General features: G+C 71.6%; 13 protein-coding genes. 8 read left to right on the top strand and 5 right to left on the bottom strand.

All coding sequences use genetic code 11. The annotated features are described in order from the left end of the window. Position 1: 1 nt before the first annotated feature. The 3 genes from HUO13_RS02980 to HUO13_RS02990 form a co-directional block, all read right to left on the bottom strand. On the bottom strand, positions 2-799 hold the full coding sequence (locus HUO13_RS02980; RefSeq protein ID WP_211899973.1) for an ABC transporter permease: 798 nt from the start codon (positions 797-799) through the stop codon (positions 2-4). 103 nt (positions 800-902) lie between these two features. Continuing rightward, on the bottom strand, positions 903-1,670 hold the full coding sequence (locus HUO13_RS02985) for an ABC transporter permease (RefSeq protein WP_211899974.1): 768 nt from the start codon (positions 1,668-1,670) through the stop codon (positions 903-905). A 1-nt stretch (position 1,671) separates the two neighbouring features. After that, the gene (locus HUO13_RS02990) at positions 1,672-2,628 is read right to left on the bottom strand and encodes an ABC transporter substrate-binding protein (protein WP_249124412.1); all 957 of its coding nucleotides are present in this window, start codon (positions 2,626-2,628) and stop codon (positions 1,672-1,674) included. Positions 2,629-3,366: 738 nt separating this feature from the next. On the opposite strand from HUO13_RS02990, the gene HUO13_RS02995 reads away from it, so the two are divergent. Genes HUO13_RS02995 through HUO13_RS03010 form a run of 4 tightly spaced genes read left to right on the top strand, consistent with a single transcriptional unit; the run spans position 3,367 to position 8,617 of the window. Continuing rightward, on the top strand, positions 3,367-6,780 hold the full coding sequence (locus tag HUO13_RS02995; protein WP_211899976.1) for a sensor histidine kinase: 3,414 nt from the start codon (positions 3,367-3,369) through the stop codon (positions 6,778-6,780). Positions 6,781-6,800: 20 nt separating this feature from the next. After that, complete coding sequence (locus HUO13_RS03000; protein ID WP_211902615.1) at positions 6,801-7,208, top strand: roadblock/LC7 domain-containing protein; 408 nt, start codon at positions 6,801-6,803, stop codon at positions 7,206-7,208. Positions 7,209-7,239: 31 nt separating this feature from the next. Beyond that, positions 7,240-8,028 carry a DUF742 domain-containing protein gene (locus HUO13_RS03005; protein WP_211899977.1) on the top strand — a complete coding sequence of 263 codons (789 nt, stop codon included), beginning with the start codon at positions 7,240-7,242 and terminating at the stop codon, positions 8,026-8,028. Then, a complete protein-coding gene (locus tag HUO13_RS03010) occupies positions 8,009-8,617 on the top strand; it encodes a GTP-binding protein (RefSeq protein ID WP_211899978.1) in 609 nt (202 codons plus the stop codon). Before HUO13_RS03005 ends, HUO13_RS03010 begins: the two co-directional genes overlap by 20 nt. Positions 8,618-9,066: 449 nt before the next feature. Here HUO13_RS03010 and HUO13_RS03015 read toward each other — a convergent pair whose 3' ends face one another. Continuing rightward, a complete protein-coding gene (locus HUO13_RS03015; RefSeq protein WP_211899979.1) occupies positions 9,067-11,316 on the bottom strand; it encodes a helicase-associated domain-containing protein in 2,250 nt (749 codons plus the stop codon). A gap of 446 nt (positions 11,317-11,762) precedes the next feature. Between HUO13_RS03015 and HUO13_RS03020 the strand changes: the two genes are divergently transcribed. The 4 genes from HUO13_RS03020 (at position 11,763) to HUO13_RS03035 (ending at position 15,286) form a co-directional block, all read left to right on the top strand. Continuing rightward, positions 11,763-11,948 (top strand): hypothetical protein, encoded by a 186-nt coding sequence (locus HUO13_RS03020; protein ID WP_211899980.1) that lies wholly within the window; start codon positions 11,763-11,765, stop codon positions 11,946-11,948. Between the two features lie 215 nt (positions 11,949-12,163). Further along, positions 12,164-13,618 carry an NAD-dependent malic enzyme gene (locus HUO13_RS03025; protein WP_211899981.1) on the top strand — a complete coding sequence of 485 codons (1,455 nt, stop codon included), beginning with the start codon at positions 12,164-12,166 and terminating at the stop codon, positions 13,616-13,618. 21 nt (positions 13,619-13,639) lie between these two features. Further along, positions 13,640-14,119 carry a cyclic pyranopterin monophosphate synthase MoaC gene (gene moaC / locus HUO13_RS03030; RefSeq protein ID WP_211899982.1) on the top strand — a complete coding sequence of 160 codons (480 nt, stop codon included), beginning with the start codon at positions 13,640-13,642 and terminating at the stop codon, positions 14,117-14,119. 120 nt (positions 14,120-14,239) lie between these two features. Further along, positions 14,240-15,286, top strand: coding sequence for a molybdenum cofactor biosynthesis protein MoaE (locus tag HUO13_RS03035; RefSeq protein WP_211899983.1), 1,047 nt, complete (start codon positions 14,240-14,242; stop codon positions 15,284-15,286). Between the two features lie 623 nt (positions 15,287-15,909). Here the strand turns inward: HUO13_RS03035 and HUO13_RS03040 are convergent. Continuing rightward, complete coding sequence (locus HUO13_RS03040) at positions 15,910-16,515, bottom strand: transglycosylase family protein (RefSeq protein WP_211899984.1); 606 nt, start codon at positions 16,513-16,515, stop codon at positions 15,910-15,912.

The following is a 16,515-nucleotide window of genomic DNA, read 5'->3' on the forward strand; positions in this document are numbered from 1 at the left end:
GTCAACCTCCTACCTTCGCCGTCTGCGAGGGTTGCCAGTTCAGCACCTTGCGTTCCACCGCCAGGAGCACCGTGTTGAGGGCGTAGCCGAGGACGCCGAGCAGGACGATGCCCGTCCACATCCCGGGCAGGTCGAACTGCTGCTGGCTGTTCACCAGCTGGTAGCCGATGCCGTTGGTGGAGCCGACCAGCTCGGAGACGACCATCAGCACCAGGGCCAGCGACAGGCTCACGCGCAGCCCGGCGAAGATCTTGGGCATCGCGGCGGGAAGCACCACCCCGAAAACCCACTGCACGGGGGGAATCCGGAACGACCGCGCGGTGTCCACCTTGACCTGGTCCACCGAGCGGACACCGTCCACGGTGTTCAGCAGGATCGGCCACACCACGCCGAAGACGATCACGGTGATCTGCATGGAGGTGCCGATGCCCAGCAGCACCATGAAGACCGGCACCAGCACCGGCGGGGGGATGGCCCGGACGAAGGCGAACAGCGGGCCGAAGTAGTCCATCGCCGTCCGGGACCTGCCGAGCGCGGTGCCGAGGCCGACCCCGACCACCACCGCGATCAGCCAGCCCGCCGCGATGCGCCCGATGCTGGCGAGCAGGTCGGAGAAGACCACGTCGCTGAGGAACAGCGAGGACGCCGGGCCGGAGAACCAGTTCACCGCGGCCGTCGCCACGATCTCGCTGGGAGGCGGGAAGAACGGGCTGCCCGCGAGCCTGGTGACCAGCTCCCAGACCAGCACGGCGCCGACGAACACCACCCAGCGGTGCAGGAAACCGCGCACCTGGCTCATGACGCCTCCTGTGTCCTGCGGCGCGCCCGGCTCATGACGCCTGCTCTGTCCTGCGGGGCACCCGCACCCGGTCGGCTTTCATGAGCGGAGAGGCCAGTGTCGCTCATGACGCCTCCTGTCCGACGATGCTCCAGCGCAGCCCGCGCTTGTGCACCGCCTCGAGCGCCTCGTTGACCGCGAAGCCGATGACCCCGGCGACCAGCGTGCCCGCCAGCACCAGGTCCATCCGGCCCGCGCCGGTGCTCGCGTCCAGCACGAAGCTGCCAAGCCCGCTGGTGCCTCCGGCCAGGAACTCGGTGCTGACCACGAGGATCAGCGCCACCGCGGCCGACATCCGCACACCGGTGAGCACGAACGGCGCCGAGTTCGGCAGCGCCACGGTGAACAGCACCCGTGCCCGGCCCAGGCCGAACGAGCGGGCCGTCTCCACCATGACGGGGTCGATCTCGTCGAGCGCGTAGATGGTGTTGAACAGGATCGGCCACACCGACGCGTAGACGGCGAGCGCGATCTTGGTGTCGGGGCCGCTGCCGATCAGCACCAGCGCCAGCGGGATCAGCGCCACCGACGGGATGGGGCGCAGGAACTCGATGATCGCCCTGGTAGCCACCCGCACCGCCGGGACGCTGCCGAGCAACAGGCCGGCGGGCACCGCGATGGCGATCGAGATGCCCAGTGCGATGGCCCACGCCAGCACGCTGGCGATCACGTCGAGCAGGAACATCTGATCGCCGAGCAGTTCGCCGAAGCGCACCAGCACCAACGACGGCGGCGGCAGGTACTGCTGGGGGACCGGGCCGAGGCGGCTGAACGCCTCCCACACCGCGAAGAAGCCGAGCAGGCCCGCGAGCCCGCGAATCACTCGTGCCATGTCAGTTCTGCGGAGGGGTGGCGATCATGGCCTTGACGTCGACGTCCTTCTGGATGTAGCCGAACTCGCGCATCAGCCGCGGCACGCGCTCCAGGCGGGTCGCGTCGACGCGGGTGTGCATGTTGAGCAGGCCCATCACCGCGGCGGTCTCGGCGTCGACCTTGGCGAACTGCGGCAGCAGCGGCTCGATCTTGCTGCGGTCCTGTGCCTCGTCGGTGGCCGCCTGCATGGCGCGGTGGAAGGCCGCGACGGTGTTGGGGTTCTGGTCGGCGAAGTTCGCGGTGGAGACGTAGCCGCCGAGCGGGATGTCCTGCAGCGGACCGGTGGCGGCGTCGACGACCGGCACGGCCTTGGTGTCGCGCGCGGCGAGGGTGAGGAACGGCTCGACGAGGAAGGCCGCGTCGACGTGGCCCTGGCGCAGCTGCTCGGGCATGTTGGGGAAGCCGATCGGGGCCCACTCGACCCGGCTGAAGTCCACGCCGTGCGCGCGCATCGTGGCCTGCACCATCAGCTGGGAGATGGTGCCCATGCCGCTGATGGCGATCTTCTTGCCCGCGAGGTCGGCGGCGGTGCGCACCGGGGAACCCGGAGCTGTCATGATCATGATCGTGTTGGGGGTGGCCGACGCGCAGTCGGCGACGATCTTGAGCTGGGAGACCCCGCTGGCCTGGGCGGCGAAGATCGGCACGTAGGAGCTGAAGGTGATGTCGTAGTCACCGCCGATGGCGGCGTTGAGCGCGGAGGCGCCGTCCTTCGCGGTGACGATCTCGACGGTGAGGCCCTCGCGCTGGAAGTGGCCGTTCTTCACGGCCAGGTGCAGGGGAGCGATCTCGCTCGTCGCCAGCGCGCCGACCTTGAGGTTGGCCTTCTCCAGCCCGCCGGGACCGCCCTGCTGGGCGTTCTCGGAGCCGCCGAGGAGCCCGCAACCGCTGGTGCCCATCAGTGCACCGGCCGTCACCACGCCGCCTGCCAGCTTCAGTAGGTTTCTGCGTGGGATCCCTCCACCGGGGAACGGGCTCATGAAGTCCTCCTTGCATCGGGTGCGGCGTGGGGGTTCTCGGGCCGGCCGCCGACGGTTCGCGGGAACGGCGGGACGGCCTGCGTCCAGATGCACCTCATGCGCGCGGGCGACGCGACGGCACTCGTGCCGCGCGGGGATGGGCCAGGAGCCGGCGGGCGACCGGACTGCTGCCGGCGGTCGTCAGCCGGCGCGTGCGGAGCGGTGCCGCTGCGGGGCGGCGGACCATCGCTTCTCCAACGGGCCTGGCGGGGCGGGGTGCAGGGCAACTGTAGAAGGTTGGACCACTTGCGACAACCAGCAGTCACCAGGACCTTGTCACATAGGCACGAGGTGAGGCTTATGCCACTCATCCGTGTGAGGCAGACTCGCTCTAGGGGCCTGACTTGTGACGGCCAGTTAAGTATAGTCTCGCCCGTCGAGGTGAACCTGCCTCTGCTTCGGGGGAAGTATCAGGTTGTGATCAGGGAGCGTGATGGCAAGCCCGGCTAGGAGCGTCAGGGTCGTCCGTGGCCCGGCGGGCACTGTCGGAGCTCCGACGGCCCACTGGTCCGCACGTCGACCCGGGAGCCGCCGTCGGGGACCGGCTCTGACCACGACCATCCGCACCTGCCACCCACGTTTAGGCCACTAGCCGTGGTGGGCAGGCAGACGTCCGCCGCAGCGCAGGAAAAAGGGATGCTCAACAACGACCCCGGCACCGGAGGCAGACAGGACCGCCGCGCGGAGGCGCAGGACCCGCACAGCAAGCGCTGGTGGCTGCGAAACTGGCGTCTGCGCACCAAGATGGCGGCCGTGCTGCTGGTCCCGACCTTGGCCGCACTCGGCGTCGGCGGCGTCCGCGTCTACGACGGCATGTCCACCGCCTCCCGCCTCAACACCATCGTCGAGCAGGTGGAGCTGGCCCAGCGCACCGCCGACGTCACCCACGAGCTCCAACGCGAGCGCGACCACGCCGTGGTGCAGACCGCCAGCGGCGGCGCGGACCGCGTCCCCTACGACGACCAGGCGCGCCGCGTCGACGACGCCATCGCCCGGTTCCGGCTGCCCGAGTCGGAGCTGGAGGACTTCACGCCGAAGGTGCGCGAGGCATACGAGAGCTCGGTCAACCGGTTGAGCAGCCTCAGCTCGCTGCGCGCCATCGTCAACCGCGGCTTCACCGACTCCCAGACGCTGGTCGCCTACAACTCGGTCGTCGAGAGCGTGCTGAACATCCACCGCGCGGTCTCCTCGGGTGCGGCCAACACCCAGCTCACCCAGAGCGCGTGGGCCGCCGAGTCGACCAGCCGCGCCAAGGAGTACCTGGCCCAGCAGCGTTCCATCCTGCTGTCGGCCGGTATCCGCAACGAGTTCCTCACCGGCCAGGTCGACCAGATGCGCGAGGCCGACGCCCGGTTCGAGGCCGCGTTCACCGAGTTCGAGAACGTCGCGTCGCCCGCCCAGCGCGAGCTCTACGCCGCGCGCGTGGCCGGTGCCGCGGTCGACGACTCCGAGCAGATCAAGCAGTACGCGCTCATCAACGCCGAGAACGACCGCGCGCTGAACATGAACCCGGGCGAGTGGGGCGCGGCCTCGGGCGCCCGCGGTGACCTGCTGCGCGGCGTCGAGGAAGAGGTCCTCGGCGAGTTCCACGACTCCGCCAAGGAGTACGCGGACGCCGCGTGGTGGGCGATGCTGCGCGACGGCGCGCTGATCGTCCTGCTGCTGCTGGTCGCCTTCGCGGTCGCCTCGTTCATCGCCCGCTCGATGCTGCGGCCGCTTCGCACCCTGCGCTACGGCGCGCTGGAGATCGCCGAGCAGAGCCTTCCGCAGGCGATCAAGCAGGTCAACGAGAACCCCGGCGGCGCGAGCTCGGTCACGGTGCCGCCGGTGCAGGTGCACACCCGCGAGGAGATCGGCCAGGTCGCCCGGTCCTTCGACGCGGTCCACCAGCAGGCGCTGCGACTGGCATCCGAGCAGGCGCTGCTGCGGACCAACGTCAACGACCTGTTCGTCAACCTGGCCCGCCGCAGCCAGACGCTGGTGCAGCGCCAGCTCTCCCTGATCGACCGGCTGGAGCAGGACGAGCAGGACCCGGACCAGCTCAGCAGCCTGTTCGAGCTGGACCACCTGGCCACCCGCATGCGGCGGAACAACGAGAACCTGCTGATCCTCGGCGGTACCGACCTCACCCGGCGGATGATGCGCCCGGTGCCGCTGTCGGAGGTCGTCGGCGCCGCGGTGTCGGAGGTCGAGCAGTACGCGCGGATCGCCATCGCCGAGTCGCCCGAGCTGGCGATCCAGGGCCGCGTGGTCAACGACTTCGTGCACCTGATCGCCGAGCTGCTGGAGAACGCCACGGTGTTCTCCAACCCCGACACCGAGGTCACCGTCCGCACCGCCTACCGCAGGCAGGAACTGGTCATCGAGATCCGCGACCGCGGCGTCGGCATCGACGACGAGGAGATCGACGAGATCAACGACCGGCTCACCCGGCCGCCGGAGGTCGACGTCGCGGTGTCGCGGCGGATGGGTCTGTTCGTCGTCGGCCAGCTCGCGCGCAGGCACAACATCGGCGTCCAGCTGCAGAACAACGGCGACCTCGAAGGCGGTGTCACCGCGACGGTGCACCTGTCCGGCGAGTACGTCGTGCAGCTCACCAGCGACGGCCCGCGCCCGATGCCCGACATCGGCCGCCCGGTCGGCGGCGACGAGCCCAGGCGCGACCCGCTCAGCGAGACCGGCACCCACCTCGGCCTGGCCGCGGCCTTCGGCGGTCGCGGCGGCCCGGCCGACCGCGGTGTCGACGCGCCGACCGAGCGCGCTCCGCTGCCACCGCTCAACTACGACTCGCCCAGCGCCCCGGCGCCCAGTGCCCCGGCGCCGAGCGCTCCCGCCCCGAGCAGCAACGGCTTCGACCCCAGCGGCGGACCGCTTCCGCAGCGCAGGAAGGAAATCCGGGCCGCGCAGGAGGACGAGGAGCAGGAGACCCCGCAGGAACCCGTCGAGGACCTGCCCGGCAACTACTCCTTCCAGGTCTCATCCGGTGGTTCTTTCGGCGCGACCGACATCCCGAAGTGGGAGGATGACGCCGAGGCGTCCACGGACGACGAGGTGCGTGCCGAGCAGTGGCCCAGCGTGGAAAGCGCTGCCGCCGCCCAGGAAAGCGAGATCCCGGCGGCGTTCGACGGCCAGTGCGGTGTTCCCGCGCAGGAGGAAGAGGAATCTCGCAGCCTGTTCCACAGCCCCTTCGAGGCCGAGAAGACCGCGCAGTTCGAGCCCACCCGGCCGTACCCGGACTCCGATGGCGCCGACCAGAACGGAACACGACCGGCGCCGGACGCCCCGCTGGCAGCGGGAGCCACCCAGGACGTGCAAGACGATCCGGGGGGCCTCCGCGCTGCGACAGCATCCGACTACGAGACGGAAGGCCAACCGCCGGCGGTCGACACGCAGCCGAAAGGGGCCTCCTGGGACATGGACGACGCGCCGACGCAACGTCTGCCCATCTACGAAGCGGTGCTGTCGCAGTGGTTCCGCGAGTCCGAAGGGGACGAGAGCGGCACGGCGCTCGCCGACTCGCTGAACGCCGGCGGCGGGCAGCCGCCCCGCCCGGCCCGGCAGGAGACCCCCGCCGAGCCGCCGTCGGTGGCCGACGGGGAGCAGGCTCTGCAGGCGCGCCGCGCCGCGGAGCCCGAGTCCGAGACCGGTGAGCTCCGCGTCACCGGTGCGTCCAAGCCCGGCGGGGAGACCGGCGAGTTCCCCGAGGAACTGCTCGCGCCGACCGGCCCGCGCGATCCGGGGTGGGGTTCGGCCGACGTCGGCTGGCAGGCGGCCGAGGCCCTCGTACAGCAGAGCCAGCACGTCCAGGAGACGACCTCGGCCGGCCTGCCCAAGCGGGTGCCGAAGTCGAACCTGGTGCCGGGATCGGCCGCACCGCGCCCGCAGTCCCCCGCGCCGGCAAAGCCGGCCACGACACGGTCGCCGGATGCCGTGCGTGGTCGCATGTCGAACTTCCAGCAGGGCATCCGCCGAGGTAGGCACGCCAAGGCCGACCCGGTCTCGACAGAACCGCCCCGCTCGATTCCGAGCCGTCATGAGGAGCAGGAGTGAACGGGTCCGTCCAGCAACCCATGAGCAGCAACAGCTTCAGTTGGCTGATCACCGATTTCGTGCGCCGCGTCCCGGGCGTCGCGCACTCCGTGGTGGTCTCCGCGGACGGCCTGTTGCTGGCAGGCTCCCAGGGACTGCCGCGCGACCGCGCCGAGCAGCTGTCCGCCGTCGCCTCGGGGCTGGTCAGCCTCACCCAGGGCGCGGCGCGCTGCTTCGAGGCCGGTGATGTCACCCAGACCGTCGTGGAGATGGAGCAGGGCTACCTGTTCCTGATGTCGATCAGCGACGGCTCGTGCCTGGCGGTCCTGGCCGCGCCGAACGCCGACATCGGTCTCGTGGCCTACGAGATGACGCTGCTCGTGGAGCGGGTCGGCCGGCAGCTCACCCCGGAGCTGCGCGCCCAGCTCCAGGGCATGGTCCGACGGTGACTTACGCCGAGCAGGCTGAGGGGAGCTCGCCATGAACGCCGGGTCCGATCCCAGCTGGGACGGTGACCTGTTCCGCCTCTACAACAAGAGGCTGAGCGCCGACTCCTGGCAGGCAGACTTCGCCGACGACCAGCAGGAATCCGCGGGCGACGGCGTGAGCGACTACAGCAGGGCGCTGTTCGGCGGGCCGGGCGCGGACCTGTTCGGTTCGGGCTACTCCGGTTCGGGCTACTCGAACTCGGGCTACTCGGGTTCGGGTTACTCCGCGGCGTCGGCAGAGGGCGGGGACGACCGCCGCTACGACAGCGGTCCGTCGTCGATGTCGATGCCCTCGATCTCCTCGACGTCGATGCCCTCGGTGTCGATGCCGTCGATCTCGCAGCCGATGTCGCCGATCTCGCAGTCCATGCCGTCGATCTCCGGCTCGATGCCCGCGATCCGCGGCGGCGACGCGCCGGTCTCCGACGAGGGCGCGGGCGAGACCGGGTCGCTGGTGCGTCCCTACGCCCGCACTCGCGGGCGCACCCGCACCGATTATGATCTTGCTATTGAGACGCTGGTCTCCACCAGCGAGCGCGGCCGCGCGCAACCCGCTGCGTCCTCGCCGGAGCACCGCTCCATCTCCGAGCTGTGCATGGAGGCCCGCTCGGTGGCAGAGGTGGCCGCACACCTGCGCCTGCCCCTCGGCGTGGTGCGGGTGCTGATCGGTGACATGGCCGGTCTCGGCCTGGTTCTGATTCACGAAAGTGGCATGGTCGTGGGGGATCGGCCGTCCATGGAGTTCTTGGAAAGGGTGCTCAGTGGGCTTCGCAGGCTCTGATCCCCGCTCGCAGGTGAACAACCACGGCGGCAACAAGACCTCGACCAAGATCGTGGTCGCCGGTGGTTTCGGGGTTGGCAAGACGACCTTCGTCGGCTCGGTCTCCGAGATCGTGCCGCTCACCACCGAGGCGGTGATGACCGAGGCGAGCGTCGGGGTCGACGACCTCACGGCGACGCCGGGCAAGGTCACCACCACGGTGGCCATGGACTTCGGCCGGGTGTCGCTGGACTCGGACCTGATCCTGTACCTGTTCGGCACGCCCGGCCAGCACCGGTTCTGGTTCATGTGGGACGACCTGGTGCGCGGCGCCATCGGCGCGGTGGTGCTCGTCGACACCCGCAGGCTGGCCGACGCCTTCGCCTCGATCGACTTCTTCGACGACCGGGGCCTGCCCTACGTGGTCGCGGTGAACACCTTCGACGGCGTGCTGCACCACCGCATGGAGGATGTGCGGGAGGCGCTGACCATCGCCGACTCGGTGCCGATGATCACCGTCGACGCCCGCAACCGCGAGTCGACCAAGCAGGCGCTGATCAAGCTCGTCGAGCACGCCATGCGCCAGCGCATGGCCGCCGCGCGCACATAGCCGCAACGCGCAGCGTTGCGCGCCAGCGCAATCCGCGCTGCGTGTGGATGGCTGTCGTGCGGCTTTCGCAGTCGCCGCATCGTTGTCCGCGTTTGCGGGTAGTTGCCCGGACGTCTTGCGGGCGGTTACCGCTATCCGGTGCGTGTGGGCGGCTGTCGTGCGGCTTTCTGCGCGGGTGCTGACCGAGTCCTGGAAAGCCGTGCACAACATGGCTTTTGCGGGCGGTGACCGGGCTTTGCGTCGGGGAGCCGTGCCCGGTCACCTTCGTCGGTCCGGCGGAGGGGGGATTCACCGGACCGAACCGCGATGGCTCCCATGACCTTCGGGTACCCACCTGATCGTCGATCACACACATCGCCCTGCGCGGCGCGCCAGCGCGTCTGACAGCCGCAGGACGGTCGTCGCGCGGATGGCGCTTTCGCGCCCCGCGACGCTGCGCGCCGCGGGGATCACTCCTCGACCAGGGCCACCGACGTGATGCGGTGCAGGGGGAAGTTGCCCGTCGTTTCGCCGCTCTGGTCCAGGCCCTGGAGCACGCCGCCGCCGACCCGCACCGGCCGCACGATCCGCTGCGTCGCCACGCCGTGCGAGTCGACGAAGCCGAGCCACACGCTGCGGCGCTCCCGCGCCGCGTCGCGCAGCAGCTGCAGCGTCGCCTCGGCGCTGGGCCTCCCGCGCTCGGGGCTCACGGCGCTGCCGCGCCGCGCCGCCCCCGCGCGGTCGCCCGCCCGCACCTGGCAGACCAGCTCGTTCAGCTGCGCGTCGCTGGGCACCGACATCGCCGCGGGCGGGTTCGGGCGGTTGCGCCCGCGCACGCGTTCTCCGCTCGCCCGCAGGTCGAGGACCTGCCCGTCCGGCCCTTCGGCCGCCGGGGAGAACCCCGCGCCGCGCAGCCCGTCGACGACGTCGGCCAGCGGCAGCGGGCTGACCAGCACGGTCGGGGCGATCTTGCGCAGCTCCAGCTCATGCACGCCCGGGTTCGCCAGGACCTCCGCCAGCAGCACCGGGTCGTCGCAGCGCAGGAAGGCCGACGCGGTTCCGGCGCGCAGCTGTCCGTGCCGGCGCGCGACGTCGTCGACCAGGTACGTGAGCGACTGCGGAATCGGCGTGCGCGAGCGGTTCCGGAAGAGCGCGTGGAGGTCGTCGGCCGTCCGGCCGGCGTCCAGGGCACGCCGGACGCTGCTCTCGCCCACCCGGTAGACGGTGGCGCTGCCCGCCGACTCGACGTCGGCGACCAGCTTCATCTCGGCGGCCAGGTCCGGTTCGAGCCTTCCGGGAGCGACCACGGTCAGGTCGGCCTGGACCAGGACGTGGTCGAGCGCCTCCGGCAGCGCCACGTGCCTGGCGGCCTCCGCGCCGCCGTCGGTCAGCAGGACCCGGCCCGCGGTGGAGAGCGCGCCCATGGCGGTGACGCCGAGCACCGCCGCCTCCGCCAGCGTCCAGCGCACCAGGTCGTCGCGCAGCCGTCCGCCCTTGCGCGGCGCGCGCCACGCGAGAACCGCGGCGAGGTCGCCGGCGCCGCGCACACCGTGTCCGGACGGCAGCTCGTCGAGGACGTCGAGGATGCGGCGCCGGTCCTTCGGGGCCAGCGGCCTGCGCAGGTCCTCCGACAGCGGACCGAGCAGCCGGTCCTTCTCGTCGCGGGCACCGATCAGGCCGGGTAGCCGTGGCAGGTCGAGCCAGGCCTGGGCGAGCGCCGCCCAGCGCGTCTCGGGCATCGAGGCGAGCCAGCTGTCGGACTGGTAGGTCGGGATCCAGCGCGGCTCGGCCTCCTCGCTGTTGGCGACCAGCCCGGCCGCGACGACGAGCTCGACGATCAGCCCGAGCCGGGTCTCGTCGACCTCCATCGCCTTGCCCGCGCGACGCAGGTCGCGGACCCCGACACCACCTGACTTCAGCACGTCGGGCGGGTCCTGGCCCCAGATGTCGAGGAGCAGCTCGATGTCGCGCAGCAGTTCCAGCACCTCGCCCGCCGCCGTGGAGTCCACCGCGGAGACCCCGGCGTCGGTCAGGTCCAGCAGCGGTTCCTCCGGTTCCACCCGGCCCATCGGGTGGTCGCCGCGCACGGCGAACGCGAGCTGGCGCGGCAGCTCGACGGTCTCGGCGTCGCGGCGCAGCAGCAGGCCCTTGGCCAGCAGCCGCTGCACCGGATTGACCGCCCGTTCCAGCGGTGTCTGCGCGGCGGCGTCCCGGGTGCGGCCGATGGGGGAGCCGTCGGCGAGCTTGCCGATCAGCCCGCGCTCGTCCTCGTCGAGCTCGGCGATCGCGGCCTTGGCCTGCGCCTCGGTGAGGTTCTCGGCGGGACGGCCGAGCCCGGCGGGGAACGTCGGCAGCGCCTCGCGCACCGCGGGGGAGATCGACAGCGCGTCGTCGTCGCCCCAGACCAGAGCGCGGGCGCGGAGGTCGTCGAGCGCGCGGCGGGTGCGCTGCGGGGTCACGTCGCTGCCGAGCAGTTCGGAGGCGGCGCCCAGGGATGCCGCCTCCACGTCGGCGTCGAGCAGGACGAGCGCTTCCAGCGTCGAGAGGGTGAACGCGTCGAGGTCCTCGCAGGCCCGGGCCACCGAGGACCGGACCCCGGCGCGGGTGGCCAGCACGCTGCTGTCCGCGGGCGGGGGCGTGGCCAGGTCGGGCCGCATGCGCAGCAGCGCGACGAGGTCGTCGTCGCCGCGTTCGCGCAGCCAGTCGGCGAGTGCAGGCATCCGTTCCACGATACCGAGCGCCGGCCCGGAAACGCCCCTCGCTGTGACGCCCGACAGGCACGGAAGCCGAGTCGTTGGGTCGAGCGCAGCACGGCGCGGCGTCAGGGCCGGAGCCCGACGACCGTGAGTCGTCGGGTCGCTACGGCAGCCCGGCAAGACTTACGGGCCGCCGGGACGTGGGCGCAGCGCCTGCGACGGGCGGTCCGCCGCCGTGGCGCGACCCGCGAGGCCCGCCCCGGACGACCTCTCGCGCCCCGGTGCCCGTCCGGTCGCCGCCGTGGCTCGCGCAGCCCCGGCATGCGCCCACATGGTCCCCGGGCTCCGACCCTCAAACCCCCGCGGACGGCACGGTCAGCCGGTGTGTCCCCGGCAACCCGTGGGTGAGTCCGCGCCGGGTATCCGGCAAACTGGAACTCGCAACAGCCTGAGTGGTCAGGAGGAATGAAGTGGCCGGAAAGAGCAAGAAGGACCGCATCGACCCGTCGTGGCCGAAGGTCGGTGACGGGGAGCACCCCGTGAGCGAGTTCCTCGCCGACAAGCAGGGCGCGCTGTCCCCGTTCGGCGACACCAGCTTCCCGCTGTCGACCGAGACCGTCCCCTACACCCACCCGGTCACCAAGATCAACAAGTAAATCCGCCGGGCTGTCAACACCTCCGGCCGGAAACCGGCCCGGATATCCCTCACATTCGTGAAAGTTCTAGGATTTTTCGTGCCGGGTGAACTTCGGTCGCTTTAGAGGCCCGCAGGGGCTTCACCCCGGATGAGTGACCTGCTCCGGCGGCCACCGCGGTCGTCCGGAGCGCGTCGCCCGGCCAAGTCCACAGACTCTTGCGACAGGGGTGTGCCATGCCGGTTCCAGGTCCGGGTTATTCGATCACCGTCCGCGTCGAGGCTCCGCCGTCCGCGAGCGCCGCCGGTGACCTGACCGGTTCAGTCGGCCGCGCGGGCGGTGTCATCACCGCCTTCGACGTCGTCGAGTCCCACGCCGACCGGATCGTCGTCGACATCACGTGCAACGCGTTGTCGGCCGACCACGCCAGCGACATCACCGACGGCCTGCGGGAGCTGCCCGGCGTCACGGTCCGCAAGGTCTCCGACCGGACGTTCCTGGTGCACCTCGGCGGCAAGATCGAGGTCAACTCCCGCGTCGCGCTGACCAACCGCGACGACCTCTCCCGCGCCTACACGCCCGGCGTCGCCCGCGTGTGCACGGCGATCGCCGAGAACCCCGAGGACGCCCGCCGCCTGACGATCAAACGCAACTCGGTCGCGGTCGTCACCGACGGCTCGGCCGTGCTCGGCCTCGGCAACATCGGCCCGGAGGCCGCGCTGCCGGTGATGGAGGGCAAGGCGGCGCTGTTCAAGAAGTTCGCCGGGGTCAACGCCTGGCCGGTGTGCCTGGACACCCAGGACACCGAGGAGATCATCCGCGCGGTCGAGCTCATCGCCCCCGTCTACGGCGGCATCAACCTCGAGGACATCGCCGCGCCGCGCTGCTTCGAGATCGAGCGCAGGCTGCGCGAGAAGCTCGACATCCCGGTGTTCCACGACGACCAGCACGGCACCGCGATCGTCGTGGTCGGCGCGCTGCGCAACGCGCTGCGCGTGGTGGGCAAGGACATCACCGACTGCCGGATCGTGGTCTGCGGTGTCGGCGCCGCGGGCTCGGCGATCATCCGGCTGCTCCAGCGCAAGGACCCGCGCGACATCGTCGCCGTCGACATCGACGGCATCGTGCACTCCGGGCGCGGCGACACCGACCCGAACCTCCAGTCGATCGCGGCGGGCACCAACGCCGAAGGCCGCACCGGCTCCCTCTCCGACGCCGTCGCCGGGGCAGACGTGTTCATCGGCGTCTCGGCCCCGAACCTGCTCAGCGCGGACGACGTGGCGACCATGAACTCCGACGCGATCGTCTTCGCGCTGGCCAACCCGGACCCGGAGATCGACCCGCTGGAGGCGCAGCGCCACGCCAAGGTGGTGGCCACCGGCCGCAGCGACTACCCGAACCAGATCAACAACGTGCTGGCCTTCCCCGGCGTGTTCCGCGGTCTGCTCGACGCTCACGCCCACGAGATCACCGACGACATGATGATCGCCGCGGCCAACGCGGTCGCCGACGTCGTCGACGGCGAGCGGCTCAACGCCTCGTTCATCGTCCCCAGCGTGTTCGACTCGGCGGTCGCCCCGGCGGTGGCCGACGCCGTGCGCAAGGCGGCGACGGCGGGCCGGACGGCCCGGCCCGCGCCGGTCGGCGGTTCGGCGCTGCCGTGGTCCATGGCCGAGGACCTGGAGTACTGAACCGCGGACTACGCTCGTCGTATGGCGCAGAGCGATCTCACGCACGTCGACGAGGCGGGCGCGGCCCGCATGGTCGACGTGTCCGGCAAGCAGGTGACCGCCCGGACGGCGGTGGCGAGCGGAGTGCTGCGGACCACCGCCGAGGTCATCGGCCTGCTGCGGCGCGACGGACTGCCCAAGGGCGACGCGCTGGCGACCGGCAGGCTCGCCGGCATCATGGCCGCCAAGCGCACCCCCGACCTGGTCCCGCTGTGCCATCCGATCGCGCTGTCGGGCGTCAAGGTCGACCTGGAGGTCGGTGACGCGGAGGTGCGGATCACCGCGACCGTGCGCACCACCGACCGCACCGGCGTCGAGATGGAGGCGCTCACCGCCGTGACCGGCGCCGGCCTCGCGCTGCACGACATGATCAAGGCCGTGGACCCCGCCGCCGTGCTCGACGCCGTGCGCGTCGAGCGCAAGGAGGGCGGCAAGACCGGCACCTGGGTACGCGAAGGCTGAAGCAGTGCTGGGACGGTCCCGCCGGTCGGGCGTGGCCGGCCCGCGGAGCCGGCTCCCGGGTCCGCGCGCCGACCGGGCTGCCGGTCCCCGCAGGTCCCCACTCCGAGACAGGAGAAGTCCATGACGCGCACAGCTCGCGTGGTCGCGGCGTCGAACCGGGCCGCCGCCGGTGTCTACGAGGACCGGACCGGGCCCGTGATCGTGGAATGGCTGCGGGCGCGCGGCTACGAGTCACCCGACCCCGTGGTCGTCCCGGACGGCGAGCCGGTGGGCGCGGAGCTGCGCCGCGCGGTCACCGACGGCGTGGACGTCGTCATCACCACCGGCGGCACCGGCATCAGCCCGACCGACCGGACGCCGGAGGTCACCGCCGAGGTGCTCGACTACCCCATCCCGGGCCTGGCCGAGGCGCTGCGCTCGGCGGGGCTGCCGCAGGTGCCCACGGCGGTGCTGTCGCGGGGTCTCGCCGGGGTCGGCGGTCGCACGCTGATCGTGAACCTGCCCGGCTCGCGCGGCGGCGTCAGCGACGGGCTCGGTGTCCTGGAGGGCGTGCTCGACCACGCGGTGGACCAGATCCACGGCGGCGACCACAAGCCCCACGGCGGGGCAGGCGCCTCCCACGGCACCGTCGCTTCGCACGGCGTCGGTGGGCCGCACGGCGGCGCTGTCGCGGCTGAGGGCTCCTCCGGCGGCGCGGTCGCCGCCGGCCACGACCTCGGGCACGCGGCGCCCGCTCGCACCCAGGCGTCCGTCCTCCGCGCGGACGTCGTCGACGAGGCGATCGACGTCGACGAGCTCGCGCGGCTCGTCGAGCACCGCGCGGCGGGCGCCGTCGTGACCTTCGGTGGCGTGGTCCGCGACCACGACGGAGGCCGCGGTGTCCGGGAGCTGGAGTACACCGGCCACCCCAGCGCGGGCGACGTGGTCGCCGAGGTCGCGCGCGAGATCGCCGCCCGCTTCGAGGGCGTGCGCAGCATCGCCGTCGCCCACCGCATCGGCCTGCTCGCCATCGGCGACGTGGCCCTCGGCTGCGCGGTCGCCGCCGAACACCGCAAGCAGGCCTTCGACGCCTGCTCGGAACTCGTCGACGAGGTCAAGCGCCGCCTCCCGATCTGGAAGCGCCAGGTCTTCGACGACGGCTCCGAGGAATGGGTCAACTGCCCCTGAGCGCAGGAGCACCGCTGCGGGCCTGCGAGACGCTGCGTTTCTCCGCCCGCGCTCGCTCTGCTCTGTTCGGGCTCGGCTGACCCGGCTCGGCTCTGTCTGGCTCGGGCCCGGCTGACCCGGCTCGGCTCTGTCTGGTTTGGCTCGGCCGCACCCGGCTCGGTTCCGGCTGATCGGCTCGCGTCGGCGTGAGCCGGTCGTTTGGCCGGCCCGGCTTGCCCGGCCCGGCTTGCCCGGTCTGGCGCGGCGCGGCCTGATCTGGCGCGGCGCGACCTGCTTCTGGCCAGAGCCCTGTCTCCACGGCCCGGTTCGGCCCTATGCGGCGCGACTTGGGCTAGCTGGCACGACTCGCCGCCTTCCACGCATCGGCCCCGACTCGCCCACGGCGTGTCGTGTCCTTGCCGGATGACTGGCCACTGGTGGCTCGGCGCGGAGGTCCGTTTCAGCGGTGCGGGAGTGTCCGCCGCTTGGTCGTCGGAGGGGTTCCCGGTCCGGAAATGACGGAACCCCACCGCTGGGGGAAGGCGGTGGGGTCCCGAGTTTTCAGGGGGCGGGCCGCGTCAGCATTCGGGGCACTGACGCGACCCGCGCTCCTGGGGGCCGTCCGGCCGTCAGGCCGGCCCAGCTCACTTGATGTCGAGCTTCTGGCCCGGGAAGATCAGGTTCGGGTCCTTGATGATGTCGCTGTTGCGCTCAGCGATCTTCTTGTAGTCGACGCCGAACTTCTCACCGATCTTGCCGAGCGTGTCGCCGAGCTGCACCGTGTAGTCGCCGCCACCGGTCTGCACCGGGCTGGTCGTCTTGGTCTGGGTGCGGGGCTGGGTCTTGGTCTCGGTCTTGGTGACCTTCTTGGTGGTCTTGGTGCTACCGCTGGTCCAGTTCAGCTTGGCGCTGCAACCCGGCCACGCGTTCTTGCCCTGCGACGCGAGGACCTTCTCCGCGACGGCGATCTGCTCCTCGCGGGTGGCGTCCTTGGCGTTGCTCGCGTACTGGGTACCGCCGTAGGCAGCCCAGGTCGAGGGGGTGAACTGGAGACCGCCGGAGAAGCCGTTGCCGGTGTTGGCGCTCCAGTTGCCGCTGCTCTCGCACTGCGCGAGGGCGTCCCAGTTGGCGGCGTTGGCGGGTGCTGCGATCGCGAGCGGGGTGGCGATCACGGCACCGGCGACGGCGACGCGAGCCGCGGCACGAGCGGCATTGGAGGGTTTGCGGTGCTTGCCGTGGTAACGAGCCAT

The sequence above is a fragment of the Saccharopolyspora erythraea genome, from assembly GCF_018141105.1.
GTDB lineage: Bacteria > Actinomycetota > Actinomycetes > Mycobacteriales > Pseudonocardiaceae > Saccharopolyspora_D > Saccharopolyspora_D erythraea_A.